Source organism: Mycobacterium sp. SM1, from assembly GCF_018361265.1.
Classification (GTDB): domain Bacteria; phylum Actinomycetota; class Actinomycetes; order Mycobacteriales; family Mycobacteriaceae; genus Mycobacterium.
On sequence record NZ_JAFLNH010000001.1, the window covers coordinates 1,200,170 to 1,222,017 of the forward strand.

Annotated in this window: 20 protein-coding genes and 2 pseudogenes; 2 read left to right on the plus strand and 20 right to left on the minus strand. The window is 65.4% G+C overall.

The annotated features are described in order from the left end of the window. Positions 1-228: 228 nt before the first annotated feature. The 16 genes and pseudogenes from MSM1_RS05635 to MSM1_RS05710 all read right to left on the minus strand — a co-directional run bounded on the left by MSM1_RS05635 (position 229) and on the right by MSM1_RS05710 (position 16,582). Positions 229-1,041 (minus strand): mammalian cell entry protein, encoded by an 813-nt coding sequence (locus MSM1_RS05635; protein ID WP_213440570.1) that lies wholly within the window; start codon positions 1,039-1,041, stop codon positions 229-231. Beyond that, the gene (locus MSM1_RS05640; protein WP_213440571.1) at positions 1,008-1,604 is read right to left on the minus strand and encodes a mammalian cell entry protein; all 597 of its coding nucleotides are present in this window, start codon (positions 1,602-1,604) and stop codon (positions 1,008-1,010) included. Before MSM1_RS05640 ends, MSM1_RS05635 begins: the two co-directional genes overlap by 34 nt. Then, positions 1,601-2,581, minus strand: a complete 981-nt coding sequence (locus tag MSM1_RS05645) for an RDD family protein (RefSeq protein ID WP_374101693.1) — start codon at positions 2,579-2,581, stop codon at positions 1,601-1,603. Before MSM1_RS05645 ends, MSM1_RS05640 begins: the two co-directional genes overlap by 4 nt. Continuing rightward, positions 2,581-3,333 (minus strand): hypothetical protein, encoded by a 753-nt coding sequence (locus MSM1_RS05650; RefSeq protein WP_236054758.1) that lies wholly within the window; start codon positions 3,331-3,333, stop codon positions 2,581-2,583. The genes MSM1_RS05645 and MSM1_RS05650 overlap by 1 nt, the downstream gene beginning before the upstream one ends. Further along, positions 3,303-4,865: a virulence factor Mce family protein gene (locus MSM1_RS05655; protein ID WP_213440573.1), complete on the minus strand. Its 1,563-nt coding sequence runs from the start codon at positions 4,863-4,865 to the stop codon at positions 3,303-3,305. Before MSM1_RS05655 ends, MSM1_RS05650 begins: the two co-directional genes overlap by 31 nt. Next, positions 4,859-6,031 carry a virulence factor Mce family protein gene (locus tag MSM1_RS05660; RefSeq protein ID WP_213440574.1) on the minus strand — a complete coding sequence of 391 codons (1,173 nt, stop codon included), beginning with the start codon at positions 6,029-6,031 and terminating at the stop codon, positions 4,859-4,861. The genes MSM1_RS05655 and MSM1_RS05660 overlap by 7 nt, the downstream gene beginning before the upstream one ends. Further along, the gene (locus tag MSM1_RS05665; RefSeq protein WP_213440575.1) at positions 6,028-7,626 is read right to left on the minus strand and encodes a virulence factor Mce family protein; all 1,599 of its coding nucleotides are present in this window, start codon (positions 7,624-7,626) and stop codon (positions 6,028-6,030) included. Before MSM1_RS05665 ends, MSM1_RS05660 begins: the two co-directional genes overlap by 4 nt. Continuing rightward, the gene (locus MSM1_RS05670; protein WP_213440576.1) at positions 7,623-9,185 is read right to left on the minus strand and encodes a virulence factor Mce family protein; all 1,563 of its coding nucleotides are present in this window, start codon (positions 9,183-9,185) and stop codon (positions 7,623-7,625) included. The genes MSM1_RS05665 and MSM1_RS05670 overlap by 4 nt, the downstream gene beginning before the upstream one ends. Next, positions 9,182-10,222 carry a virulence factor Mce family protein gene (locus tag MSM1_RS05675; RefSeq protein ID WP_213440577.1) on the minus strand — a complete coding sequence of 347 codons (1,041 nt, stop codon included), beginning with the start codon at positions 10,220-10,222 and terminating at the stop codon, positions 9,182-9,184. Before MSM1_RS05675 ends, MSM1_RS05670 begins: the two co-directional genes overlap by 4 nt. Further along, on the minus strand, positions 10,219-11,529 hold the full coding sequence (locus MSM1_RS05680; protein WP_213440578.1) for an MCE family protein: 1,311 nt from the start codon (positions 11,527-11,529) through the stop codon (positions 10,219-10,221). The genes MSM1_RS05675 and MSM1_RS05680 overlap by 4 nt, the downstream gene beginning before the upstream one ends. A gap of 16 nt (positions 11,530-11,545) precedes the next feature. Then, positions 11,546-12,415, minus strand: a complete 870-nt coding sequence (locus MSM1_RS05685) for an ABC transporter permease (protein ID WP_213440579.1) — start codon at positions 12,413-12,415, stop codon at positions 11,546-11,548. A 1-nt stretch (position 12,416) separates the two neighbouring features. Next, entirely contained in the window at positions 12,417-13,157 is a 741-nt protein-coding gene (locus MSM1_RS05690) for an ABC transporter permease (protein ID WP_213441482.1), read from the minus strand. A 450-nt stretch (positions 13,158-13,607) separates the two neighbouring features. Then, positions 13,608-13,706, minus strand: a pseudogene (locus MSM1_RS21550) (hypothetical protein); the annotation flags it as partial. 140 nt (positions 13,707-13,846) lie between these two features. Next, complete coding sequence (locus MSM1_RS05700; protein WP_213440580.1) at positions 13,847-14,290, minus strand: SRPBCC family protein; 444 nt, start codon at positions 14,288-14,290, stop codon at positions 13,847-13,849. A 160-nt stretch (positions 14,291-14,450) separates the two neighbouring features. Further along, positions 14,451-15,809 (minus strand): FAD-binding oxidoreductase, encoded by a 1,359-nt coding sequence (locus MSM1_RS05705; RefSeq protein ID WP_213440581.1) that lies wholly within the window; start codon positions 15,807-15,809, stop codon positions 14,451-14,453. A gap of 125 nt (positions 15,810-15,934) precedes the next feature. After that, positions 15,935-16,582 carry a TetR/AcrR family transcriptional regulator gene (locus MSM1_RS05710; RefSeq protein ID WP_213440582.1) on the minus strand — a complete coding sequence of 216 codons (648 nt, stop codon included), beginning with the start codon at positions 16,580-16,582 and terminating at the stop codon, positions 15,935-15,937. Positions 16,583-16,737: 155 nt separating this feature from the next. On the opposite strand from MSM1_RS05710, the gene MSM1_RS05715 reads away from it, so the two are divergent. Beyond that, positions 16,738-16,863: a hypothetical protein gene (locus MSM1_RS05715; protein WP_213440583.1), complete on the plus strand. Its 126-nt coding sequence runs from the start codon at positions 16,738-16,740 to the stop codon at positions 16,861-16,863. A 40-nt stretch (positions 16,864-16,903) separates the two neighbouring features. Here MSM1_RS05715 and MSM1_RS05720 read toward each other — a convergent pair whose 3' ends face one another. The 4 genes and pseudogenes from MSM1_RS05720 to MSM1_RS05735 form a co-directional block, all read right to left on the minus strand. Beyond that, positions 16,904-18,325 (minus strand): NAD(P)(+) transhydrogenase (Re/Si-specific) subunit beta, encoded by a 1,422-nt coding sequence (locus MSM1_RS05720; RefSeq protein ID WP_213440584.1) that lies wholly within the window; start codon positions 18,323-18,325, stop codon positions 16,904-16,906. A 122-nt stretch (positions 18,326-18,447) separates the two neighbouring features. Further along, positions 18,448-18,738 (minus strand): annotated as a pseudogene (locus MSM1_RS05725) (NAD(P) transhydrogenase subunit alpha); the annotation flags it as partial. A 51-nt stretch (positions 18,739-18,789) separates the two neighbouring features. Next, positions 18,790-19,917, minus strand: a complete 1,128-nt coding sequence (locus MSM1_RS05730; protein WP_213440585.1) for a Re/Si-specific NAD(P)(+) transhydrogenase subunit alpha — start codon at positions 19,915-19,917, stop codon at positions 18,790-18,792. Positions 19,918-20,078: 161 nt separating this feature from the next. Then, positions 20,079-20,456 carry a hypothetical protein gene (locus MSM1_RS05735; RefSeq protein ID WP_213440586.1) on the minus strand — a complete coding sequence of 126 codons (378 nt, stop codon included), beginning with the start codon at positions 20,454-20,456 and terminating at the stop codon, positions 20,079-20,081. 179 nt (positions 20,457-20,635) lie between these two features. Here MSM1_RS05735 and MSM1_RS05740 point away from each other — a divergent pair, with 179 nt between their 5' ends. Further along, entirely contained in the window at positions 20,636-21,847 is a 1,212-nt protein-coding gene (locus MSM1_RS05740) for an acyl-CoA dehydrogenase family protein (RefSeq protein ID WP_213441484.1), read from the plus strand. Position 21,848 lies beyond the last annotated feature (1 nt).

The following is a 21,848-nucleotide window of genomic DNA, read 5'->3' on the forward strand; positions in this document are numbered from 1 at the left end:
AACTCGTGTGCCTACACGAATCCGCCGTTTCGGTGACTCTGCAAGCCTCCTACCAGCACAATCGCTCCGCGCTACCCCGAAATATGCCTACGAACTGCGGAAGTCGGGTCAGTGTGAGCCGGGACAATGACGGACGGCACAGTCATTCGGCGAATTTTCTGCAATAGGCTCAGCATGGCCCGGGCAGGTCCGGCGAGCGGTCATGGGGTCCGGGTTTTATCGCATGCCCTATACGCGCGGCGTCAAATCCAGCGAGGTAATGGTCGTCATCCTGGTTACCCGCCAGCGCGCGTGGTCGCGTTTCATGAACAACCGGTAGGACAGGTATTTCAGTGAGGGAACACCTTTGGTCACTGGACTGGTGGACGTGGTGTTGGTGTAGACGATAGCGACCGCCTCGGGTCCGTTCAACGATTCCACCGCCGCCGCGACCACCTGGGTGTTGTTGGTTATCTTCGCCTGTTTGTTGGCCGGCGCTATCGCATCGATAAACTTGCGGTACTGGGCCTCGAAATCACCGCTCAGATACGTCGCCGCTCGGTCGGGAAGCTTATCCAAGTTGTCCGGGGTGTAGGTCCACAGCGTTGTGACGGCATTGGCCGCCGTCCGCGCGATGTTGATCTTGGTGGCCACGGTAGCCTCGTCGGCGAGGTAGGGCTGCACCGTTGCGCCAGCGAAGGCGGCGGAGCCCACAAACAACGCCGCCGCCGCACCAACGGCGATGGCGACACGCTTGCGAACCGGGTTCCTGGCCACCCCGTCATCTTGTTCAGCGGCGGCCCCGGCCTCGTCCGTTGCCCCGTCGGCAGTGATGCCGTCCGCCTGGGTAGCATCGGCGTCATCGAGGGCATCGTCGATGGATTGTGTTGACGCGCAGTTATTTTCGTCGGTATTGAGCGTGGATTCAGCTTCCGGAGCTGGCGACTCGACTCGCCATGCACCGGTGTCGGGCGCTTGGCTGCGGTGCGCTGCATCGGCCGCGGACGCGATATCGGAAGTTTTGTCGGTCAGATCACTTGCAGCAGACTGCTGATCTTCCACTGATCTCCTTCCTTCTTAGCCGTTGCCGCCCAGCGACTCGTCTTCTCGAATACCTGCTTGCCGTCCGGAGATTTCGCTGTCACGTCGGTGACCACCAGGACATTGGCACTACCATCGTCGTTCCACCGTTCCACACCGGCGTCCAAGACGGTTCCCGTGGTTGGTTCCGCCTGGGCGACGTGTAGCAGAATCTCGTTTTCCTTGCCGCGATACTGCTTGGCGAAGTCGCCGGTAGCATGCGCTAACACGCGATCGACATAGTCGTTGGCATGAAACGGATCCACGGACGTGAACTCCGCCATAAACGATCGAACGGAGATGAGCACCGTCTTGTCGTTCGCTGCCACTCGTTGATGCGATTCGTGCCGGACCAGGATGAACGCGCACACCGAGATGGCGCTTGCCGCGACCGCCGTCGCCAGGCTGATAGCGAGCGGTACGCCCCAGTGTTGCGGTGGCTTCCACTGCCCTGGCAGCACAATCCACAATCGTCTGCGCGGCCGGCTTGTCTGTACCAAAACAACCGGCCCCTCGTCAGGCTGGAGCTTTCGGCGCGGGCTCATTTACGGCTCCCGGCCGCTCTAGGTTTAGTCAGCACGGTGAGGTCGTCTATGCGCCAACGTGCATCCGCTCCTTTGACAAACGCCCCCCGAACGGTCGCGCTGATAAACCGCTCGTCGGGCGGAGCGCCGCGCTGACCTTGCAAAAACAACAGCATGGTCGCACGATCCGGTGTCACCGACTGCACCGCGCTGTTGGTCACCCAATATTCGTTGTTGACGGGGTGTCCTTTCTGTACGGCGCGCTGTTGGGTCGCCAGCTGCTCGCGGTAGTTATCGGTCGTCAACGAGCGTGCGTGCTCAAAATCCTGCTCCAGCGTTTTCGGGTGGTAGCTCAGCATCTCTGCCACGAGCTTGGGGCCCTGCGTGGCGATCTGCGCGCGGGCCCGGTCGATGGCGCGGTCACGCAGGTACACCACGAAATAGCTCACTGCGGCACCTGATGCGCAAGCCAGCGCGGCCACCGCTACCGCCGCTGCGGTCCACCGACGAACGACACCGGGACGCCGGGCCGGCTCGACGCGCCGGACCTCGGTGTGCAACAACACGTCGGCGAAGGTCCGCCGTCGCGAGTCCCACAGCGGCCACAGCCAACCCACCGATACCGACAAGGTATCCAGCAAGTGGGCCAGATCCCTGAGCAGCAGCCGCCACGGCCCGACCGACGCGCCATCACGGTGCACCACCCTGATGCCGGCAACCGCACGACCCAGGCTCCAGCCGGTGATTGCCGGTGTTAGCAACCGGTTGACCGCCATGAGCAAGATCGCGAGTCCACCAAGAGCCACCGAGAACCAAAACCAGGTGTCGTGCAGCGGCGACGCCACAGCCTTGGCGGTCAGCCCCGTCGTCACCACCACCGCGACACCGGGCAGTAGATCTACCGCAAGAGCACCGGCACGTAAGTGCCAGCGCGCCAGGTCATTCGGCGATTCTTCCCGAACGGCATGCGTGGCCGTCGTCTGCCCGGCCACTGCTATCACTTCGTCACCTGTTCGAGCTTGGAAATCTTGTACTTCCCCTCATCGGGCGCCATCGTCACCCGCAGGCGATAGCCATTCTCCTGGTTTTTGGCTTGAGCGTTGGACACCTTGACGCGGAGTGCAACCAGCACATCGATGGAACCGTCGGCGTTGTTGCGCTCCACCGCGGCCCGCATGTCTGACACCTGAACGTGGACGTTGGCGGCCTGATACGCCTCGACGAGCAAGCCGCTGTACAACACGGCTTGGGTACCGAAAGCGCCGGTAGAGCATTCGATGATCTTCTGTGCGGCGGCGGCCATCGCCGCAGTATCGGGTGCCTGCGTCGCGGCGACACAATCCTTCGCGGCCGCAACGGCCGTCCGGTCGGCGCGGGCGATCCGCTGGTCTTCACGATGGGCTCGCAACGCGAAATAGCCACCCGCACTGACACCGCCGGCGAGGAGCACAAGGGCGGCGGCGATGCAAAGCAGCCAGCCACCGCCCAGGCGCGAGGCGCCCCGCTCCACAGCGAGCGCCCTTTCGGATGATGCATCCTCACCGCCCCCGGTCAGGACTTCGGCCGTCACCTCCGGGCCGGTCAGGTCGGCTCCGGCCCCGGATCCCCCCGGATCCGCGGCCGTCACCTCCGGGCCGGTCGGGTCGGCTCCGGCCCCGGATCCCCCCGGATCCGCGGCCGTCACCTCCGAAAGCGACGGATCAGGGGCGCCGGTAGGAGTCAGCCGACCGGGGTCAGCATGTCCTGCCATCCGTCGTCTCCCGTATTGCTCGAGCTTTCGACCGTCCACTTCACACCGTCGGGCCCCACCAATTCACCGCTTTGGGGGCTGTAGACTGCCGCGGGACCCCGGCTGGGAGTGTAGACGCAGGGGTTGGGTTGCTGACCATTGCATTGCACGGTGCCTGATCCCGGCCGTTGCAGCGGATCGCTGATCGGCGGCGGTGAGCCCCCCGGCGGTAGCTTGTCGGCGGGAGCCGGGTTCAGGCCGTTGTTGACCGACGGCGCCGGTATCACCCTGCCCGGATCCACCGGCTGATCGCACCGGGCCCCGGGCGCCGGGCAGTTGCGGATCTGGTTGGGGTCGCCATACCAGGGGTTGGTGCCCAACGGGATGTACGGTTGGTCGCTGCGGCACTCCCGCGGCGTGGCAGCGCGCTTGCCGGGGACGTCGACACACGGAACGTTGCGCGATCCGCGCACCACGTTCGCCGGTGTCTCCTGCGGAATCTTGCAGTACAACCCGGACGGCAACGGCTGTGAGCTGGTGTCCGCCGGAGACCGCCATTCAGATGCGGGAAGAAAGCCGGTCAGGCAGGGAGGCGGCTGGTTGATCGACAGCGCGAGGTCGAGCGATGCCAGGCCCTCCTTCTCATACGGCGCGGTAACCGCCTGGGCGATGGCGGCCCCCTGCGGCAAAAACACCAGGTATTGCTCGAGGCCCTTGTGGTAGCGCTTGAGCATGTCCAGCACGATCGCAAGATTCGCCAGCGTTTCCGGAAGCGACTCGCGGACGTCGCTGAAGACCGCGTTGACCTGATCGGCGGTCGGAGGGGCCTGGGCGAGGATGCTCTGCAGGTGCTGGTCGGTGTCCGCGGCCTGCGCGGCCAGGCTGTTGAGGTTGCGCGCCCACCGTGCGATCGCGTCGCCGGAGTTGACTTGGCTGTCGATGACCGGCCCGGAGTTTTGGATGATGTCGTTGACATCGCCGATGTGGCTCTTGAAGTCCCGGGTGATCGCCTGAGTGGCATCGACGAGCCGTTGCAGGGCGGGTCCCAGACCGCCGACCGCTTGCGACGTCTCGTCAAGCAATGCGGAAATCTTGCCCTTGGGCAGCGCTTCCAGCCCCTTGTAGGCGGTGTCCAGGGCGGGCCCGATCTCCGAGGGCACGCTACTCTTGGTGATCGTCTGCCCGGCCGACAGGTATTTGCCCGGGTTGCCCACCGATACCAGGTCCAGATACTGCTCACCGGCCGCGGAAACCGAATGCACGTTCGCTGACGCGTCGATCGGGATCTTGTACCGGCTGGCGATGCTCATGGTGGCCCGCGCCCCCGTCTCGGTCGGCTCGACGGCGGTGACCTTGCCGATGGTGATCCCGCGATAAGTCACGTTGGCGGTGGCATACAACCCGCCCGAAGCCGGAAGATCGGCCTTCAGCGTGTATTGCCCGATCCCCATCAGGGTCGGGATCCGTAGGTAATACCAGCCCAGCACCACGATCGCGACCACGGTCAGGATGCCGAACGCGGTCAGCTGGCGTTTGGTAAGTATGCTCAGCATCGCCGATCCGCCCTTTCCACCAGCGGCCCGCCGGGCACGTCGTTGGGGTTGGGCGTGTAGCGAACGTCGGGAATCATGGTTTCGGGGTCGCGCCCATAGGATTGCTCCAGCGCGCGCAGCGCCCCCGAAAACCCCGTTCCGGTGAGAAACGCGTTGTCCACGGCGCTCAGCGTCAGGTCGAGCGTCAGTGACAAGTTCATGTAGTCACCTCGCATCAACTTCGGCACGCTGTCGATGTCGAAAGGCTGGGTACCGAGGATCTTCAACGCCCCCAAGAGATACGGCGCGGCGCGGCCAAGCTCTCGCAGGGGGCACTGCAGCGATTGCACATTTTGGTCGAGGCTGACCCGCGAGTCCGACAGGTACCGGTCGGCTTCTTGGCTGAGGCGCCCCAGGGCGCCGACCGCGTTGATCAACAGGTCCTGTTTGTCTGCGAAATGCTTGATCAACGGCGGGAATTCGGTGAGGGCCCGATCGATAGCGTCCGAGTGGGGACCCACGTACGCCAACAGACGGTTGGTGGAATCGATCGCGCGGGTGATGTCGTCACGTTGCCCGTTCACTTGGGCGGTGAAGGCGTCCAGCTTGCCGAGCAAAGCACGGATCTGCCCAGCACGCCCCTTTACGAGGTAGTAGAGCTCGTTCTGCACCACCTCGAGGTTGGGGACACCTCCGCCTCGCAAGATCAGGGCCAGACTGGCCAGGGTTTGCTCGGTGCTGGGGTAAGCCGACGAGTTCCGCAGCGGGATGGTGTCGCCCTCCTGCAACGGCTGCGGGGAAGGGTTCGCCGGCGCCGCCAGCTCCACATGCTGGGTACCCAGCAGGCTCGTCTGCCCGATCCTGGCGAGCGCGTTCTTGGGGAGCTTGACGCTCTTGTCTAAACCCAGCGTCAGGGTGGCGATCCAGTTCTTCAATTGGATCGCGCGTATCTTGCCGACCACAACGTCGGCCACTAATACCTTGCTGTTAGCGTTGATCGCCAGCGTCTCCGGGACCTGAACGTAAATCGTGTAGGAGCCGGGTCCGGTGCCCGGGCCACCGGGGATCGACACATTCGAGATTCCGTGCCAGCCACAAGAACTCACCAGCAACGCGATCGCCAGCAGGGCCAGAGCTTGGCGGCCGCGGTAGCGGGCCCGGCCAACTAGCGTGAGCACCTTGCTCATGAGCCCGCCCCTGTCGACACCGCCGCGGGCGGCGGCGCTCCGGCGGGCGCGGGCGTCGGGGCGACCGGACCCGGGACCACCCCCGGTGCCGGTGGCGGCGGGGGGATCGGCACCTGCGGGGCCGGCACGCCGATCGGCGGCAACACCGGCTGCTCGTCGTAGGCGTTCGGCGGTCCCGGCGGGGTTTGCAGCCCTGCCGGCGGAGGCGGCGCGTCGGGGCCGCCCATCAGTTCGGCCAGCGACTCGGGGGTCAGCAGACCCGCCGTGATCGGCCCCACCTGCGTGCCCTGCATGCCCGGCGCGGCTACCCAGCCGGGCTGGGTGTTGCGGTGCGACAACGGCGTGTCCGGCACCCAGATCCCCGGCACCGTGGTGTCCTTGTAGCCGTTGGGCGGCTGCAGCCGCGGCTCGGAGTAGGCGATCTCCTTGGGCAGTGTCGCGGCGGTGCTGAACAGGTTGAGCCCGAACGGCGGGTAGTTGAACTTGATCGCATCCAGGATCGGCGTCAGATATTGCGCGCACAGCTCGGCGGACTCTTGATAGCCGAGCCGGCTTCCGGCCTGAATCGAGCTGCAGATGAACTGTGCCGGGTTCGCGAAGTTCTGTAGGGCCGCGACGGCCACCACCGCGCCATGCGCCGGATGGTAGATCTGGTTGACGTTGGCCGCCGCTGTCGGCAGGACGTGCAGCCCGGTCTCCAAACCATTTAACGGCTCGGGTTGAACCAGCGCCGTAGTGGCCGCAGCCAGGTTGTCGACGTCGTGGGTGAGCACCTCGCGGTTTTTGGCCAAGAAGGGGCGCAGCGTCGATAGCAGGGTGTCGAACCGCTGTGTCGCGGTCGCCAGGTCCCGATCGGATCGAGTCAGGCCGGCGGTGAACTGGGCCAGGTTGTTGTTCAACGCGACGAACTGCCGATCGTCTTTGTGCAGGGCGTCGACGAACAGCGCCAGGCTGCGCACCACCGCGAAGAAGTCGCCCCGGCCCTCGTTCAGCGCGCTCAGCGCTCGTGACAGGCTCTCGAACGTGACGCCGATCTGCTTGCCCTTGCCGGCCAGCCCGTCGGCGAACGACTCGATCACCTCCCCGAAGGGTCCGGTGGGCTGCTCTCGCGTCGGACCGAGTTTGGAAATGATGTTCGTGACGCTGTTGCGCAACTGGTCCCATTCCGTGGGCACCTGGGTGCGCTCGATCGGGATCACCGCGTTATCGGCGAGCACCGGACCACCTCGATACGGCGGCTCCAGCTGGATGAAACGCGACGCCACCAGGGTGGGGTTGAGGATGACCGCCGAGGCGTTGGCGGGCACCTTGTACCTGTTGCGGTAGTGAAAGGTGACCTTCATCTTGTCGCCGGCCGGCTCGATCTTGTCGATCGAGCCCACTTGCACCCCCATGATCCGCACCTTGTCGCCGGCATAGAGCGCGTTGGCCTGGGGGAAATAAGCCACGACGGTGTTGTTGGTCAACTCCCGGTACAGCTGCCTGCCGGCGAACGCTGCGCCGAGGGCCAGCACCACCGCGAGCGATCCGATGATCACCGAGGCCCGCGACATTCTCGGCAACCGCAGGTTGCGGATATCGAAGACGGTGCTCAATTCTGGCTACCTCCCGTCTCAGCTCCACTGCCTCCGGTGCCCCCGGGCGTGATGAACGGGGCGGGCAACTGCGGTCCCGGTCCCGGCGGCGCCGGCGGCCCGGGTGGCAGCCCCGGCGCGAACGTTGACGGTGGCGGCGTCGGGCCGGCCGGTGCCAGGTTCTCGCTGCGCGCGCCCGGCGGCGCGTTCGGCGGCAGCGGTGCGGGCGTGCCCGGGACATCCGGCGGCGGCTCACCGGGCCGCCCGGCGATCGGGATGCCGGGTGCCGGCGGCACGCCTTCGGGATTCGGCTGAGAGGTTTGCGCATCAATCGGCGCCGGGAAGCTGCCCCCGAAGGGGCCCACATCGACAGCTGTGCACGGCAACGGGTTCCACGGTCGCGGCAGTGCGTCGGGTGCCGGCGCGTACGAGCACGCGGAGCCGGGCGGGACGGCCGGTCCCGGATGATCCGGGGTGCCCTCCAGGACCGGTGGCGCGGGCGGTGGCGCGCCGTTGGGGAAACGGGTGCCGTTGGGGTCGGGCCAGCGGAAGGCGGGTAGCCCCGCACTGCGCCAGAAGTCCTCGGGATCGATACCGCGTTTTTTGAAGGCGGCATCGACCCAGGGCTGCAGAATCCACGACGGCAGCAGGTTGGACAGAACCACTTTGAAATACGGTCCCGACGCGACGGCTTCGTTGATGGCCGCGGCGGCTTTGCCGAGGGCGGTGAGGACTTGGGCGAGGTCGTCCTTGCGTGCCACCAGCAGGTCGCTTACCGTTCGCAACTGCTCTAGGAGATGATTCAGGTTCGGGTTGTCGTCGATCAGCCCTCGCAGCTGCTCCGAAACCGCGGACACATTTCTCAGCAGCGCGTCGATGGCGCGGCTGCGTTGGTTGAACGCGGCCAGCAGCGTCTTCGCGTTGACCAGCAGCCGGTCGATCTGCTGGCTGCGGTCACCGAGCACGCTGGCCACCTTGTTGGCTTGCGCGAGTAGATGTTTGACTTCTTCGTCACGGTTACCGATGGTGTCGGAGAGTTTGGCCAGACCCTCCAGGACGGGACTCAGGTGCGGATAGGTCTCGGTGACGGTCTGCGCCAGCACCGTCAGCGACCGTTTGACGGTGTCGATGTCCCAGCCGGCGGCGGCCTTGGTGACATCGAAAAAAGCGTCGTAAATCTGGTATGGGCTGGTGCTTTGACCCAACGGCAACACGGCGCCCGGCCGTAGCTCCTGGGTGCCCCGGGGCTCTATCTCGAGCACTTTTTTGCCCAAGATGGTGTCGGTTTTGATCGCCAGCCGGCTCTCGGTGCCGATGGTGGTGCCGCCGGTTGAGAATTTGACCAGGATATGGTCGCCGTCGATCTTGAGCGCCTCCACGGTGCCGACATCCACGCCGGAGATGCGCACCTTGTCGTTGGTATCCACCCCACCGGTGTCGGTGAACTGCCCGTAGTAGCTGGGCTGGGCGAACAGCATCGGCACGCTGGTGAGGCTTTGGCCCACGGCGATGAGCAGCACCGTCACGACGATGCCGATGAGCCCGATGCGAAGCCGGTTCGGCGGTTCGAGTGCTCTCATTGCGGCGTGCACCTACCGCTGGGCTGCTGCCAAATCCTGACCGTGCGGACCGGGCCACCCGGCTGCAGCCCGTTCCATTTGATCGTGACGTCGCAGGCGTAGAAGTTCACCCAGTCGCCGTATGCGCCGACGACGCGCCCAATTGCGTTCAGCGCGCCCGGGGCCCGGCGGAAAAGATCGTCATAGCTATCGCGCTGATCGATGATCGGTTGCGCGACAGCCTGCAAGTAGTTCAATTCCTTGTGCAGCAAAGCACGGTCGTCGGCAAGAAGGTCGGCCAGAGTGCCGGCGGCGTCGCTGATGTGCGCGGTGCCTGCCGCCAGCGTGCCGCCATGATCGCTCAGCCCGCTGATCAGCTTCTCGAAGTTGTCGAGGCTCTGGTCGAACTCCTGGCGATGCCGGACCGTCGTGTCCAGCACGGTGTTGAGGTTCTTGATCACCTCACCGATCGCCCGGTCACGCTCGGCGATATACGACGTGGCCTGCGCGGTCTGCTCGAGGATGTCGTTGATGGTGCCGCCTTGACCATCAAACACGGTGATGATGGCCGATGCGATGGCGTTGACTTTCTGCGGATCGAGCGCCCGGAACAACGGCTTGAAACCGCCGATGAGCGCATCCAGATCCAGGGCGGGCTGCGTCCGTGACAGTGGGATGAAGCCACCCGGCGGCAGAATCCGGTCAGCGGCTTCGCCTTGCCCGCGCTTGAGCTCCACGTAGCGGTCACCGATTAGGTTCAGATAACGGATCGCCGCGCTCGTCGACTGGTAAAGCGGCACCGAGCGGTCGACCGTGAAATCGACCCGTACCCGTTTGCCGCCGTCGATAAGCCGTACGCGTGTGACCTTGCCGACCTCGACCCCGCAGGCGCGCACGAACTGGCCTTCGCGCAGCCCGCTGGCGTTGCTGAACTCCGCGGAGTAGCTGTACGCCCGCTCGAAGCGCAGCTGACCGAACACCACCACGATCACGGCGGTGAAGATCAGCAGCACCAACGAGAAAATGCTGAATCTGACTAAGATACCGGTGATTTTCATGGGTTGATCGTGTTATCCCCTACCTGACGGCCCCACACATACTCGATTGCGTACGGTGAGCCGGTCTCGATGTGGTTATACGGCGCGACGCTGTTGCCGGTGTCCATGACCAACGTCGGCGCGGGCCAGAAATCACGGGTGATCGTCTGCCAGCAACCCGGCGCCCCTCCCGGGCCGCCGTGCGCGTTCACCCGCGGCAAATTCTCCGGATAGATATAGGGATTTGGCGCTCCGCCCACCAGTCCGGCCAGCCCTAAAAGCCCCTGGCTCAGAACCGTTCCGGTCAGGCCGGCGGGGGTCAGTATCGCGCCCAACCCGGATAGCACCTCGGTATTGGTTCGCAGCGCGTACCCCCCGCGGCCACCCGTCACTTGAAAGATCTTGGGTTCCACGTCGTGATAGTTGCGGACCGTGCAAAACAGTTCGGGACTGTAGGTGTCGAGCAGCTGGGCGATGGGCACCAGATCGGCGAGCCCGCGCTGCAGGTATGGCCCGCCCCGGTGAAAAATGTCGGCGCCGGTGTTACCCAACCCACTCGCCGCTAACAACGCCTCGTCCAGATCTTTTTCCTGGCGGTGAATCGTGCGCGCCGTGATCACCGCATTGGTGAGGAATTCCAACAGATCCGGAGCGCTGTCGGCATAGATATCGCCCAGAGCCGCCAACTGCTGGATGTCGTGGCGGACTTGTGGCTGCTGCGGATTCACATCGTCGAGGACAGCGTCTGCGTCGACCAGTGACTCGCCGAACTTATCCCCCAGCCCGCTCAACGCCTGCGCGGCCGCACTCAGCGTCAGGTTGACCTTGACGGGATCTATCCGCTCGGCGATCGACGTGATCGTCTGGAACAACGTGTTGATCTCCGTTGTCACCGACCTGGCGTCGATCACCTTCTGTGGTGTGATCCGTTGTGGTGTAGGACGTTTCGGCGACGTCAAGGACACGTACTTTTGGCCGAACACCGTGGTGGCCACGATCCTTGCGTCCACGTTTGCCGGAATAAGCTTCAGGTACTTCGGATGGACGTCCAAGATGAACTTAGCCGCCGGCTTGCCGTCCTGTCTGATCTCCGAAATGCTTGCCACCCGGCCGATCTGCACCCCGTTATAGGTGACCTTCGCACCCGGATCCATCACCAGGCCCGCGCGGGAGGAAATCATTGTCAACGGCGTCTTCGGCGTGAAATCCCCTTTGTATTGCAGATAGACCAACCACACCACCAGCGCGGCGATCAGATAAACCCCCACGCCGATCAATCGGTACGGCCGGGCGGGGGGTTTGTTCGGCTTCCCGTGCGGCGCAGTCATGGCTTTCCCCGTCGGCCTACACGGTGAAATTGAAGTTCGGGTCGACGCCGTAGAGCGCCATTTCGGCCAGCAGGATCACGACATTCACCGAGACCAGCGAGAAACGCATGGAGCGGCCCACAGCCTCACCGACACCGACCGGGCCGCCGGCAGCGTTATAGCCGTAGTAACAGTGAGTGAGCATCACGATGGCGGCGAGAGCGACGACTTCCCCGAATGACCAGAAAACATCGTTGGGGCGCAGAAATGTCCGGAAGTAGTGGTTATAGGTTCCCGCGGCCTGCCCGTACAGCACCGTCGTGACGACCGCCGGCGACAGGAACGACATGATGAGCCCGAGCGAGTAAAGCGGGATGATGATCACCAGCCCGGCCAGCACCCGGGTGGACACCAGATAGGCCATCGAGTTGATGCCCATCACCTCCAGCGCGTCGATCTCCTCGCTGATCCGCATGGCGCCCAGCTCGGCGGTGGCGCCGGCGCCGACCGTGGCCGCGAGCACGACGCCGGCGACGACGGGTGCGACAAGCCGCACGTTGATCAGCGCGGCGACGAAGCCGAGGAGCGCCTGGATACCGATCTGGCCCAGCGACGCAAGGCCCTGGATAGCGACCAGCGACCCCGAGGACAATGTCACGAAAGCCATGATCACCGCGGTGCCGCCGACGACGGCCATGGCGCCGGTGCCCATGCCGACCTCGGCGATCAGCCGCAGGATTTCCCGGCGGTAGCGGGCCAGTGCCCACGCGATGTCGCGACCGCCGACCAGCGTGAACCAGCCCAGCTTCCCGGCCTCGTCCAGGGAGCGGGTCGCAGCGCCGCCGTAGCGGCGCAGGTTGGCGACCGTCCGCGGGAAGCGGGCGCGCAGTATTTGGGCCGTCGTCATGTCAGTGCCCCGACCCGAATCGCACACCGATGGCGGTCAGCACCACGTTGACCGCGTAGAGCGCGACCACGCACAGCACCACGGTCTCGTTGACGGCGGTGCCCAGGGCCTTGGCGCCGCCGCGCACGGTCAGGCCCCGGTAGCAGCCAACCAGGCCGGCGATGAGCCCGAACGTCATGGCCTTGACCGTCGAGATCACCACTTCGGGCAGGCCGGTGACCAGGGTCAGCGTGGCGAGATAAGCTCCGCCCGAGACGTTTTCCAGGTAGACGCCGAAGAGGTAGCCGCCGACCAGCCCCACCATGCTCACCAGACCGTTGAGCAACGTCGCGACCAGCGCCGCGGCAAGCACCCGGGGCACCACCAGCCGGTGGATGGGGTCGATGCCGAGCACCTCCATGGCGTCGATCTCCTCACGGATGGTGCGTGCGCCCAGGTCGGCGCAGATGGCCGTGGCCCCTGCGCCCGCGATCACTAACACGGTCACGATCGGGCCGATCTGGGTGATCACCGCAATCCCGGCGCCCGCCCCCGAGATGTCCGCGGCGCCGACCTGGATCAGCAGCACGTTGAACGTGAAGATGAACAGCGCCGTCACCGGTACCGAAACCGCCATGGTCGGCAAGATCGCGACCCTCATCAGAAACCAGCACTGCAGGACGAACTCACGCCACTGGAACGGAAATCGGAACAGCGCCTTGCCGGTCAGCACGCACATCCGGAAAAAGCCGCCGATCGTCATCAGCGGTGCCGCCGTCCGATCGCGCACGTAATCGAGCAACCCCGGCCTGGTCGCTGCCGTCACCGCTGTCTCCTTTCGACGAGACCGCGAATGTTCCGGCGTCGTGCCACCTGATGCCTCACGCCTCCCGCTTGTCCCAGCCCTAGGTGCGTGACCGCCGCCTCCTTACTCGCAGGTAGTAAGGGAGACCACAGGACTGTACCCGATGGTTGGTCGGGGAAGTGCCCTATCCGCGCTATTAGCCTTGTGTCAATTTCCTCGCCAGTTTCCCAGCGGGATACGGGATAGTCGCCAAACGATTTGTCGGGCCTTGGGGGCTGCCCCTGGGAGAGCGGCGCTTCAGGCGTTGCGCGTCTGCGATGCCCCGGAGCGCGCCCACCGCTCGGCCTTGAGCACCTTGCCCGCCGGGTCGCCCGGTAACGCATCGGCAATCGCCAGCCCCGTGGCGCCGCTCACCAATGTCGGTTCCCGGTAGACAATTTCACCCACCGTACCCACAGGCACGTCACGCATGTTCTCATCGACGCCGCGAGCGGCGACCGGGAACACACCTTGGGCTGCTCGCCGCCGTAAAACCGCCGAAAGCCAGCGCGGCCTGCGGCCACGTCCGCACACCACGGCGGCCGCTGCTACCGGGAGGCGGGCCTTCGTCTAACGCACCGGCGCCAGGGGCGAGGCGCCAGGGGCGATTAGGAGCCGGCCGCCAACTGCTCGGCCCGCTTTTTGAGGTTGTCGGCCAGGTAGTCCAGCGCGTTGTTGATCGCCTTTTTCACCATCGGTGACGGTATCGCCATGGCGGGCTCCACGTCCATGTCCACCGTCAGCAACGATGTGGGGCCGAGCTCTACCACGCTGAAGAGCTGCTCTTGTTTGGTGAACAAGTCGCCCTGCTGCATGACGGTCTGAATCTGAGTCGGGCTCGGGTAGTACACGGCCTGGATATAGGTGCCCTCGATGCCGGAGACCGCGGTGTCGATGCGCAGCTGGCTGGGCCGCCCGTCAGCGTAGCGGGCCAACACCCAAAGACCCTTGACCTCCTCATTCCACTGCGGATACGACTCGAAGTCCGCCACTATAGCCATAATCGAGGCCGCGTCGGCGGCGACCTCGACGGTCTTGCTCACGAACGGCATAGGCCGAGCATATCGGGAAAGCCTGCGTGGCTTCGAAGCCTGCGTGGGTTCGCGAATGGGAAGCCCCGGCAGGGGTTTCACTCGATTGACACCACGCAAGCCGTGGGTAGCTTCTGCCTCGTCGAAGCGGGCCGGCGGGCCGGCAGGCCAGCAGACCGGGCTAGGACACGTCGAACATTACCGCGGCGTTGAGGTAACCGGTTGGATCGAAAGCGGCCTTGACGCTCCGCATCGCGGCGATGTCGGCAGGCTCGCGCGACATGCCGAGGTAGGCGCGTTTGCGGCTGCCCACCCCGTGCTCGGAGCTCACGTTGCCGCCGGCGGCTTCGACGAGATCCATCATCGCCGGGTACACTTCGGGCTCGCGCTCCGGCGCGCATCTCAGCACGTTGAGGTGCAGGTTGCCCTCGCCGACGTGGCCGAACAACACCGGCAAAGCTTCGGGAATGCGCGCCTGAATCAAAGCCGTCGCTTTGCGAGCGAACTCGCTGATCGCGGACAGCGGCAGCGAAACGTCGAACTTCAGTGGCGGCCCGAACACACCGAGGACGTCGGCGATCGATTCCCGCACCGCCCATAAGCGCTGCCGCGCAGCCGCATCCACACCGACCGCGGGCTCGTCGCACATCCGCGCGCCGCTTAGCGCCGCATCGAGCCGCCGCGTCTGATCCTCGTCGGCGGCCAGCTCGACCAACAGCAGCCATTCGCCCCGGACGGGCGCCGGCACCCCCACGTGCTCGCGGGTCAGCGCACTCACCCGGCCGTCGATCAATTCCAGGGCCGCGATCCCGTCGACGTCGCGTAACACCCGGGCGGCGTCGACGAGCTCCTCGAGCTCGGCAAACCCGCATATGGCCGTCACCCGATATCGCGGAATAGGGCGCAGGCGCAGGTCAAGCGCCGTGATGACACCCAGCGTGCCTTCGGCGCCGACGAACAGCGCCGGCAGGTCATAGCCGGTTCTGTCGCGACGCACCCGGCTGTGCCGGCGCAGCAACGAGCCGTCGGGCAGCGCGACTTCCAGGCCGACGACCTGCTCCCCCATATTTCCATAGCGGACGGTACGCAGCCCGCCAGCGTTGGTGGCGGCCATGCCGCCCACCGTCGCGGTGTCCCTGGCCCCCAGGTCCACACCGAACAGCAAACCGGCCGCGGCCGCGGCCCGCTGCACCGTGGAAAGCGCGACACCGGCGCCGACCCGGATACACCGCTCGACGGTGTCGACATCGCCGACGGCGCACAGCCGCTCGGTGGACAGCAGCACATCGTCGTGCTCCGGCACGGTGCCCGCCACCAGCGAGGTGCGACCGCCCTGGATCGTGACATGCCTCCCGGCGTCGCGGCACACCCGCAGCACCGCAGCGACCTCCTCCGCCGAGCCCGGCCGGACCAGCGCGCTGGCGCGTCCCCGGTAGCGGCCGGTGTAGTCGACGCTACGGCCGGCCAGCACGTCGGCGTCGGTTAGCACATGAGGTGAGCCCACCGTGGCCGCCAGGCGTTGCAGAAGGCCCGCCGTCATGGCGTCGCTGTATCGCAACGGCTCCCACCGGGGCGGTCGGACGGTTGACCGTCCTCGATAAGGGGTGCGACATCGACATGGTGCGACATCGAGTTACCCGGGGGCATAACTGAAGACCATCCAGATCACCGGCTTGCCTCGGTTTCGGCTCGGGGGCCCAGCGGCGACTCCCTGCGGATGGATTCGTCACGGATCAGCCCCCGCAGCAGCGCGGTGCTGAACTCGGCCGCGATTTCCTTGGCCGTGCGCCGCCCACTGGGCCGCAGCCAGCGATAACTGCCCAGCGTCATCCCGATGTAGCCCAAGGCCACCACGTGCGAGTCGCAGTCATAGAACTCGCCGCTGGCGATGCCGCGGTCGATGAGGCCATGCACATGCTCATAGACCTGGGCTTCTTTCTCGCGGATCTCGGCGACCTGCTCTTCGGTGAACCACTCGGTGATATAGGGCTGCTCTTGGAAGTACACCGCGGCCTGTTCGGGATTTTGCGCGATCCCGGTCAGCAGCCGGACGGTGTATTGGTACAGCGCTTCGCGGGCGGTCCAGGACGGGTCGTCGTGCACGGCGGCCAGCGTTCCCTCGGCGGCGCGACGGTAGATATCGAACAGGATCAGCGACTTGCTGGCGTAGTAGTGGTAGACCGTCGCCTTGTTCAACCCGACCACATCGGCAACGTCGTCCATGCGGGTGCCGTGATACCCGCGGGCTGCAAACAGCTTGGTGGCCACCGCCAACAACTCTTCGCGGCGGGAAACCCCGTTTTCGGATGGCATGTCTACTCGCTATCAGCACGGCCGGCTCTTGACGTGGTCTCTACCAGGTCTCTATCAACTAGTTGGACAGTGTAGGCAATGCGCTTGTTGGCTGTCGCCGTGCTCACCGGTGGGAGTACACTGCTGCACGAAGTCGCGACTCGAGAGGTGGCCAGATGGATCCGAATCCTGACTACGACATGAGCGACGAGATCGAGTTCTTCTTCAATTACATGACGTGGGGCTTTCGCGGCGTGGTCGACGGCAACGGCTACCCACCCCCGGCATATCCTCCGGTCTGATCGGTGGCATCCACCCGAGTCCGCCCGGGCGCTCGCCGGGCTACAACGCTTTGAGTTCCTCGGCCACTTCGGTCACTGATTTCTTGGCGTCGCCGAACAGCATGGTGGTGCCCTCGGCGTAGAACAGTGGGTTGTCGATCCCGGCGAACCCGGAGTTCATCGAACGCTTGAGCACGATCACCGATTTCGCCTTGTCCACGTTGAGAATGGGCATGCCGTAAATCGGCGAGTTGGGCTCGTTGCGCGCCGCCGGATTGGTGACGTCGTTGGCGCCGATGACCAGCGCGACGTCGGTGCGGGCGAACTCGTCGTTGATGTCGTCCATGTCCTTCATCGCGTCATAGTCGACCTCGGCCTCCGCTAGCAGCACATTCATGTGCCCGGGCATGCGCCCGGCGACGGGGTGGATGGCGTATTTGACCGGTACCCCGCGGGCTTCGAGCATGGTGGCCAGGTCCTTGACGGCGTGCTGGGCCTGCGCGACCGCCATCCCGTAGCCCGGCACCACAATCACCTGGTTGGCGTAGGCCAGCTGGATGGCTGCGTCCGCGGCGGACGTGGACTTGACGTGCTTGTCGCCGCCGGCGGCGGCGACGGCGACTCCCCCGCCACCGAAACCACCGGCGACGATGGCCACAATGGAGCGGTTCATCGCCTTGGCCATCAGGTTGGTCAGAATCGAGCCGGAGGCGCCGACGATCATGCCGGCCACGATCATCGCGGTGTTGTTCAGCGCCAGCCCCGCCGCCGCCGCCGAGAGCCCGGTCAACGCGTTGAGCATGGAGATGACGACCGGCATATCCGCGCCCCCGATAGGCAGCACGACCATCAGCCCCAGCACGCCGGCGGCGGCCAAGAGCCCGATCATCCACCACAGCGGCACCCCGCCGCTGCCGGGGTGCGCATGCAGGCCGATGACGACCGCGCACATCACCGCCGCGACCAGCAGCAGCACGTTGAGCGGCTGTTGTGCGGCGCCGACTCCGATGGGCCGACCGGGCAGGATCTCCTGCAGCTTGCCGAACGCGATGCACGAGCCCCAGAACGACACCGACCCGATGATCGCCGCGAACAGCGACGCCACCACGATGTGCGCGGTCGGTGACTCGCCATATTTGAACGCGGAAAACCCCGTAGTTTCAATGAATTCCGATAGCGAGATCAACGCCACCGTGCCGCCACCGACACCGTTGAAGAAGGCCACCAGCTGGGGCATCGCGGTCATCTTGGTGAACCGGGCCGGCGGGACACCCAGCACCACGCCGAGCACCAGGCCGCTGACGATCAACACCCATTGGGTGGTGTGCCGGATCAAGATCAGCGTGGCCACCACCGCGATCCCCATCCCAACGGCGGCGATCAGATTGCCCCGCACCGCGGTCTTGGGACCCGTCAAGCCCATCAGCCCGTAAATAAACAGCGCGAACGAAATGATGTAGAGGAGCGTGACCAGGTAATTCATCGGCCCTGTCCGTCCGTGTCAGCCGGGCCCGATCGCCGGGCGCCCCCCGTCACCGCCGCACGGCCGGGAACGCCGCCCTCTAGGGCTGCTTCCTGGTTCGTGTCGCCGGATTTGCCACGGTGTGGCTTCTTGCCCTTGAACATCCCCAGCATCCTGTCGGTGACGATGAATCCACCGATCACGTTCAGCGTGCCGAACACCAACGCGACGAACAAGACGATTTGCAACACCGCCGGCGGGTGCTCGATACGCCCGAGCAGCAGCAACGCGCCCAGTACCACGATCCCGTGGATGGCATTGGTGCCCGACATCAACGGGGTGTGCAACGTGTTGGGCACCTTGGAGATCACCGCAAAGCCGACAAACCCGGACAGCACCAGGATCGCCAGGTTGGACAGCAGTTCGTCATACATGGCTGGCCTCTCCCTTCGTCGCCGCGCTCCGCATCGTCGCCGGCGCCATCATCAGCGCCGCTCCTCCCCGTCGCCGCGCTCCGCATCGTCGCCGGCGCGGGCCACGCAGGCCGCGGCGACCACCTCGTCGTCGAAGTCAGGGGCCAGTTTGCCGTCTTTGATCAGCAGGTCCAGCAGCGCCGTGATGTTTTTGCTGTAGAGTTCGCTGGCGTGTTCCGGCATGCTCGCCGGTAAGTTCAGCGGCGCGGCGATGGTGATGTCGTGTTTGACCACGGTCCGGCCGGGCTCACTGAGTTCGCAGTTGCCCCCGGACTCCCCGGCAAGATCCACCACGACACTGCCGGGCTTCATCCCCTTTACCGCCTCGGCGGTCACCAGCCGCGGCGCCGGCCGTCCCGGAACCAGCGCGGTGGTGATCACCACGTCGAAACCGGTGATCGCCTGCTCCAGCGCCTTCTGCTGCCGATCCCGCTCCTGCTCGGTCAGCTCGCGGGCGTACCCACCCTCACCGGACGCCGCGATGCCCAGGTCCAGCCAATGCGCACCAACCGACTCCACCTGCTCGGCGACCTCCGGGCGCACGTCATAGCCGGTTGTGCGCGCACCTAGCCGTTTCGCGGTAGCTAACGCCTGCAGCCCCGCAACACCAACGCCGAGCACCAGCACGGTGGCCGGCTTCACCGTGCCGGCCGCCGTCGTCAGCATGGGAAAGAAACGGGTCAGCTCCGAGGCGGCCACCAGTACCGCCTTATACCCGGCCACATTGGCTTGCGACGAGAGCGCGTCCATCGACTGCGCCCGTGAGATCCGCGGGATCGCTTCCAGGGCGAATGCCTGCACGCCGGCTGCAGCCAGGGCATCGATCTGGTTGCCGGCAACACGCGGCGCGAGGAAACCGATCAGCGCCTGCCCGCGGCGCAGCTTGGCCACCTCCTCAGGGGTCGGCGGCGCGACCTTGACAACGACGTCAGCCGCCCACGCGTCCCCGATGCTGGCGCCGGCTGCCGTGTAGAACTCGTCGGGAAGCATCGCCCGCTTCCCCGCACCCGACTCCACCACGACCGCCAAACCACTATTCACCAGCGACGCCACCGCTTTCGGCACCAGTGCCACCCGCCGCTCGTCGGAGCGGGACTCGGCAACCACCCCGACCGTCGTCTGCGTCTGTGTCTGTGTCATCGCGCGTGCATCTGCCTTTGGACTTCGTATTCGATAGCTCGTGCTCTAAACCCTAGCCTGGCCGGTGTTTCGTCTCGCATGCTGCTGATGCTGGCCGTCCGGGGCTGGACGTGCCAATGAATGAAAATAAGCCCACCCGAACTGCCGCAGTTATCTGGTGCTCACAGCCGATGCATTTCTCGCCTCATTCGGGAGTGCTCAAGAAAGTCCAAGCGCGGCGGATAGCGCAGCGGTGGATGAAGATCCAACGGTGAAGCCGCGAATGTTCGTCCCAGGGCCGCCGCGGCGATAACGGTCGCGGCGCTCCTCCACGATGCGGCCCGTGGGACCGTGGCCAGGGTGGTCGAACTGGCCCCATGGTCACCGGTAGCCTCGGCTGCCCGTAGATCCTCGGCTTCGATCTCGGGCGGCAAAACCGATTCGGCCCTTACCGTATTGGTGAATGCATAAGTTTGCCCGGCCGACAATAAAGGCATCGCACTACTCCTTCTGAGTCCGTCCGCCTGCAATCCCTCACTCTTTAAGAGTTCGATGCCCACGCCGTTGTCGGTAGAGGGCATTGCACTGGGAAATCACAAGAAGCGGTTGTGACTTTCGCGGAGTCGCTGATCCGAACGACCCCGCCGGTTCGTGGCCCTGACGCCGGGCAGCGAAGCTGCGCACCCGGCGCATCGCCACGGACCCGCAGTGGCCTATCGTGACGCGCATGGACTTTGCGATGTCGGCCAAGGCCGCCGACTACCAGAAGCGCCTGTCCGACTTTATGACCAAGTACGTCTTTCCGGCCGAAGCCGACTACTACCGCTACCGGCAAGAAGCCGGGCCACACGACCACACCGTGCCACCGATCGTCGAAGAACTGAAAATCAAAGCCAAAGAGCGCGGGCTGTGGAACCTTTTCCTGCCGGCCGAGTCGGGATTGACCAACCTGGAGTACGCCCCGCTGGCCGAACAGACCGGCTGGAGCATGGAGCTCGCCCCGGAAGCGCTCAACTGTGCCGCGCCGGACACCGGCAACATGGAGATCCTGCATATGTTCGCCACCGAGGAGCAGCGCGCCCAATGGCTACGCCCGCTGCTCGACGGCGAGATTCGCAGCGCGTTCTCGATGACCGAGCCGGCGGTCGCCAGCAGCGATGCTCGCAACATCGAAACCACCATCACCCGCGACGGCGGCGACTACGTCATCAATGGCCACAAGTGGTGGACCTCGGGGGCGGCCGACCCGCGCTGCAAGATCCTTATCGTGATGGGCCGCACCAACCCCGACGCCGCCGCTCATCGCCAGCAGTCGATGGTCCTGGTGCCGACGGATACGCCGGGGGTGACGATCGTGCGCTCCACGCCGGTGTTCGGCTGGCAGGACCAGCACGGGCACTGCGAGGTGATCTACGACAATGCCCGGGTACCCGTCAGCAATCTGCTCGGTGAAGAAGGCGCCGGCTTCGCGATCGCTCAGGCCCGGCTGGGGCCGGGCCGAATCCACCACTGCATGCGCGCGTTGGGCGCCGCTGAACGCGCGCTGGCGCTGATGGTGGACCGAGCCCGCAAGCGAGTGGCGTTCGGTTGCGCACTGGCCGAGCAGGGTGTGGTGCAACACGCAATTGCCAAGTCCCGCAATGAAATAGACCAGGCCAGGTTGCTATGTGAGAAGGCGGCCTGGACCATCGACCAGCACGGTAACAAAGCAGCCCACCTGCTGGTCTCGCAGATCAAAGCGGTGGCCCCCCAGGTAGCCTGCAATGTCATCGACCGAGCCATCCAGGTTCATGGCGCGGCCGGCGTCAGTGACGACACCCCCCTGGCTCGGCTCTACGGCTGGCACCGGGCGATGCGGATCTTCGACGGACCGGACGAGGTGCATTTGCGAACCATCGCCCGTGCTGAGATCACCAGGGAGAAAAGCGCTTTGGCTGCGGCGGTCACTTAAT

What these genes read in the sequence shown, in the direction of transcription:
- MSM1_RS05715 (WP_213440583.1), top strand. Translation starts at nt 16,738, where the DNA reads ATGGATCCGAATCCTGACTACGACATGAGCGACGAGATCGAGTTCTTC.
- MSM1_RS05700 (WP_213440580.1), bottom strand. Translation starts at nt 14,290, where the DNA reads ATGCCGTTCGTGAGCAAGACCGTCGAGGTCGCCGCCGACGCGGCCTCG.
- MSM1_RS05655 (WP_213440573.1), bottom strand. Translation starts at nt 4,865, where the DNA reads ATGCTGAGCATACTTACCAAACGCCAGCTGACCGCGTTCGGCATCCTG.
- MSM1_RS05680 (WP_213440578.1), bottom strand. Translation starts at nt 11,529, where the DNA reads ATGACTGCGCCGCACGGGAAGCCGAACAAACCCCCCGCCCGGCCGTAC.
- MSM1_RS05705 (WP_213440581.1), bottom strand. Translation starts at nt 15,809, where the DNA reads ATGACGGCGGGCCTTCTGCAACGCCTGGCGGCCACGGTGGGCTCACCT.
- MSM1_RS05660 (WP_213440574.1), bottom strand. Translation starts at nt 6,031, where the DNA reads ATGAGCAAGGTGCTCACGCTAGTTGGCCGGGCCCGCTACCGCGGCCGC.
- MSM1_RS05730 (WP_213440585.1), bottom strand. Translation starts at nt 19,917, where the DNA reads ATGACACAGACACAGACGCAGACGACGGTCGGGGTGGTTGCCGAGTCC.
- MSM1_RS05740 (WP_213441484.1), top strand. Translation starts at nt 20,636, where the DNA reads ATGTCGGCCAAGGCCGCCGACTACCAGAAGCGCCTGTCCGACTTTATG.
- MSM1_RS05675 (WP_213440577.1), bottom strand. Translation starts at nt 10,222, where the DNA reads ATGAAAATCACCGGTATCTTAGTCAGATTCAGCATTTTCTCGTTGGTG.
- MSM1_RS05685 (WP_213440579.1), bottom strand. Translation starts at nt 12,415, where the DNA reads ATGACGACGGCCCAAATACTGCGCGCCCGCTTCCCGCGGACGGTCGCC.
- MSM1_RS05720 (WP_213440584.1), bottom strand. Translation starts at nt 18,325, where the DNA reads ATGAATTACCTGGTCACGCTCCTCTACATCATTTCGTTCGCGCTGTTT.
- MSM1_RS05670 (WP_213440576.1), bottom strand. Translation starts at nt 9,185, where the DNA reads ATGAGAGCACTCGAACCGCCGAACCGGCTTCGCATCGGGCTCATCGGC.
- MSM1_RS05690 (WP_213441482.1), bottom strand. Translation starts at nt 13,157, where the DNA reads ATGACGATCGGCGGCTTTTTCCGGATGTGCGTGCTGACCGGCAAGGCG.
- MSM1_RS05710 (WP_213440582.1), bottom strand. Translation starts at nt 16,582, where the DNA reads ATGCCATCCGAAAACGGGGTTTCCCGCCGCGAAGAGTTGTTGGCGGTG.
- MSM1_RS05640 (WP_213440571.1), bottom strand. Translation starts at nt 1,604, where the DNA reads ATGAGCCCGCGCCGAAAGCTCCAGCCTGACGAGGGGCCGGTTGTTTTG.
- MSM1_RS05650 (WP_236054758.1), bottom strand. Translation starts at nt 3,333, where the DNA reads ATGGCAGGACATGCTGACCCCGGTCGGCTGACTCCTACCGGCGCCCCT.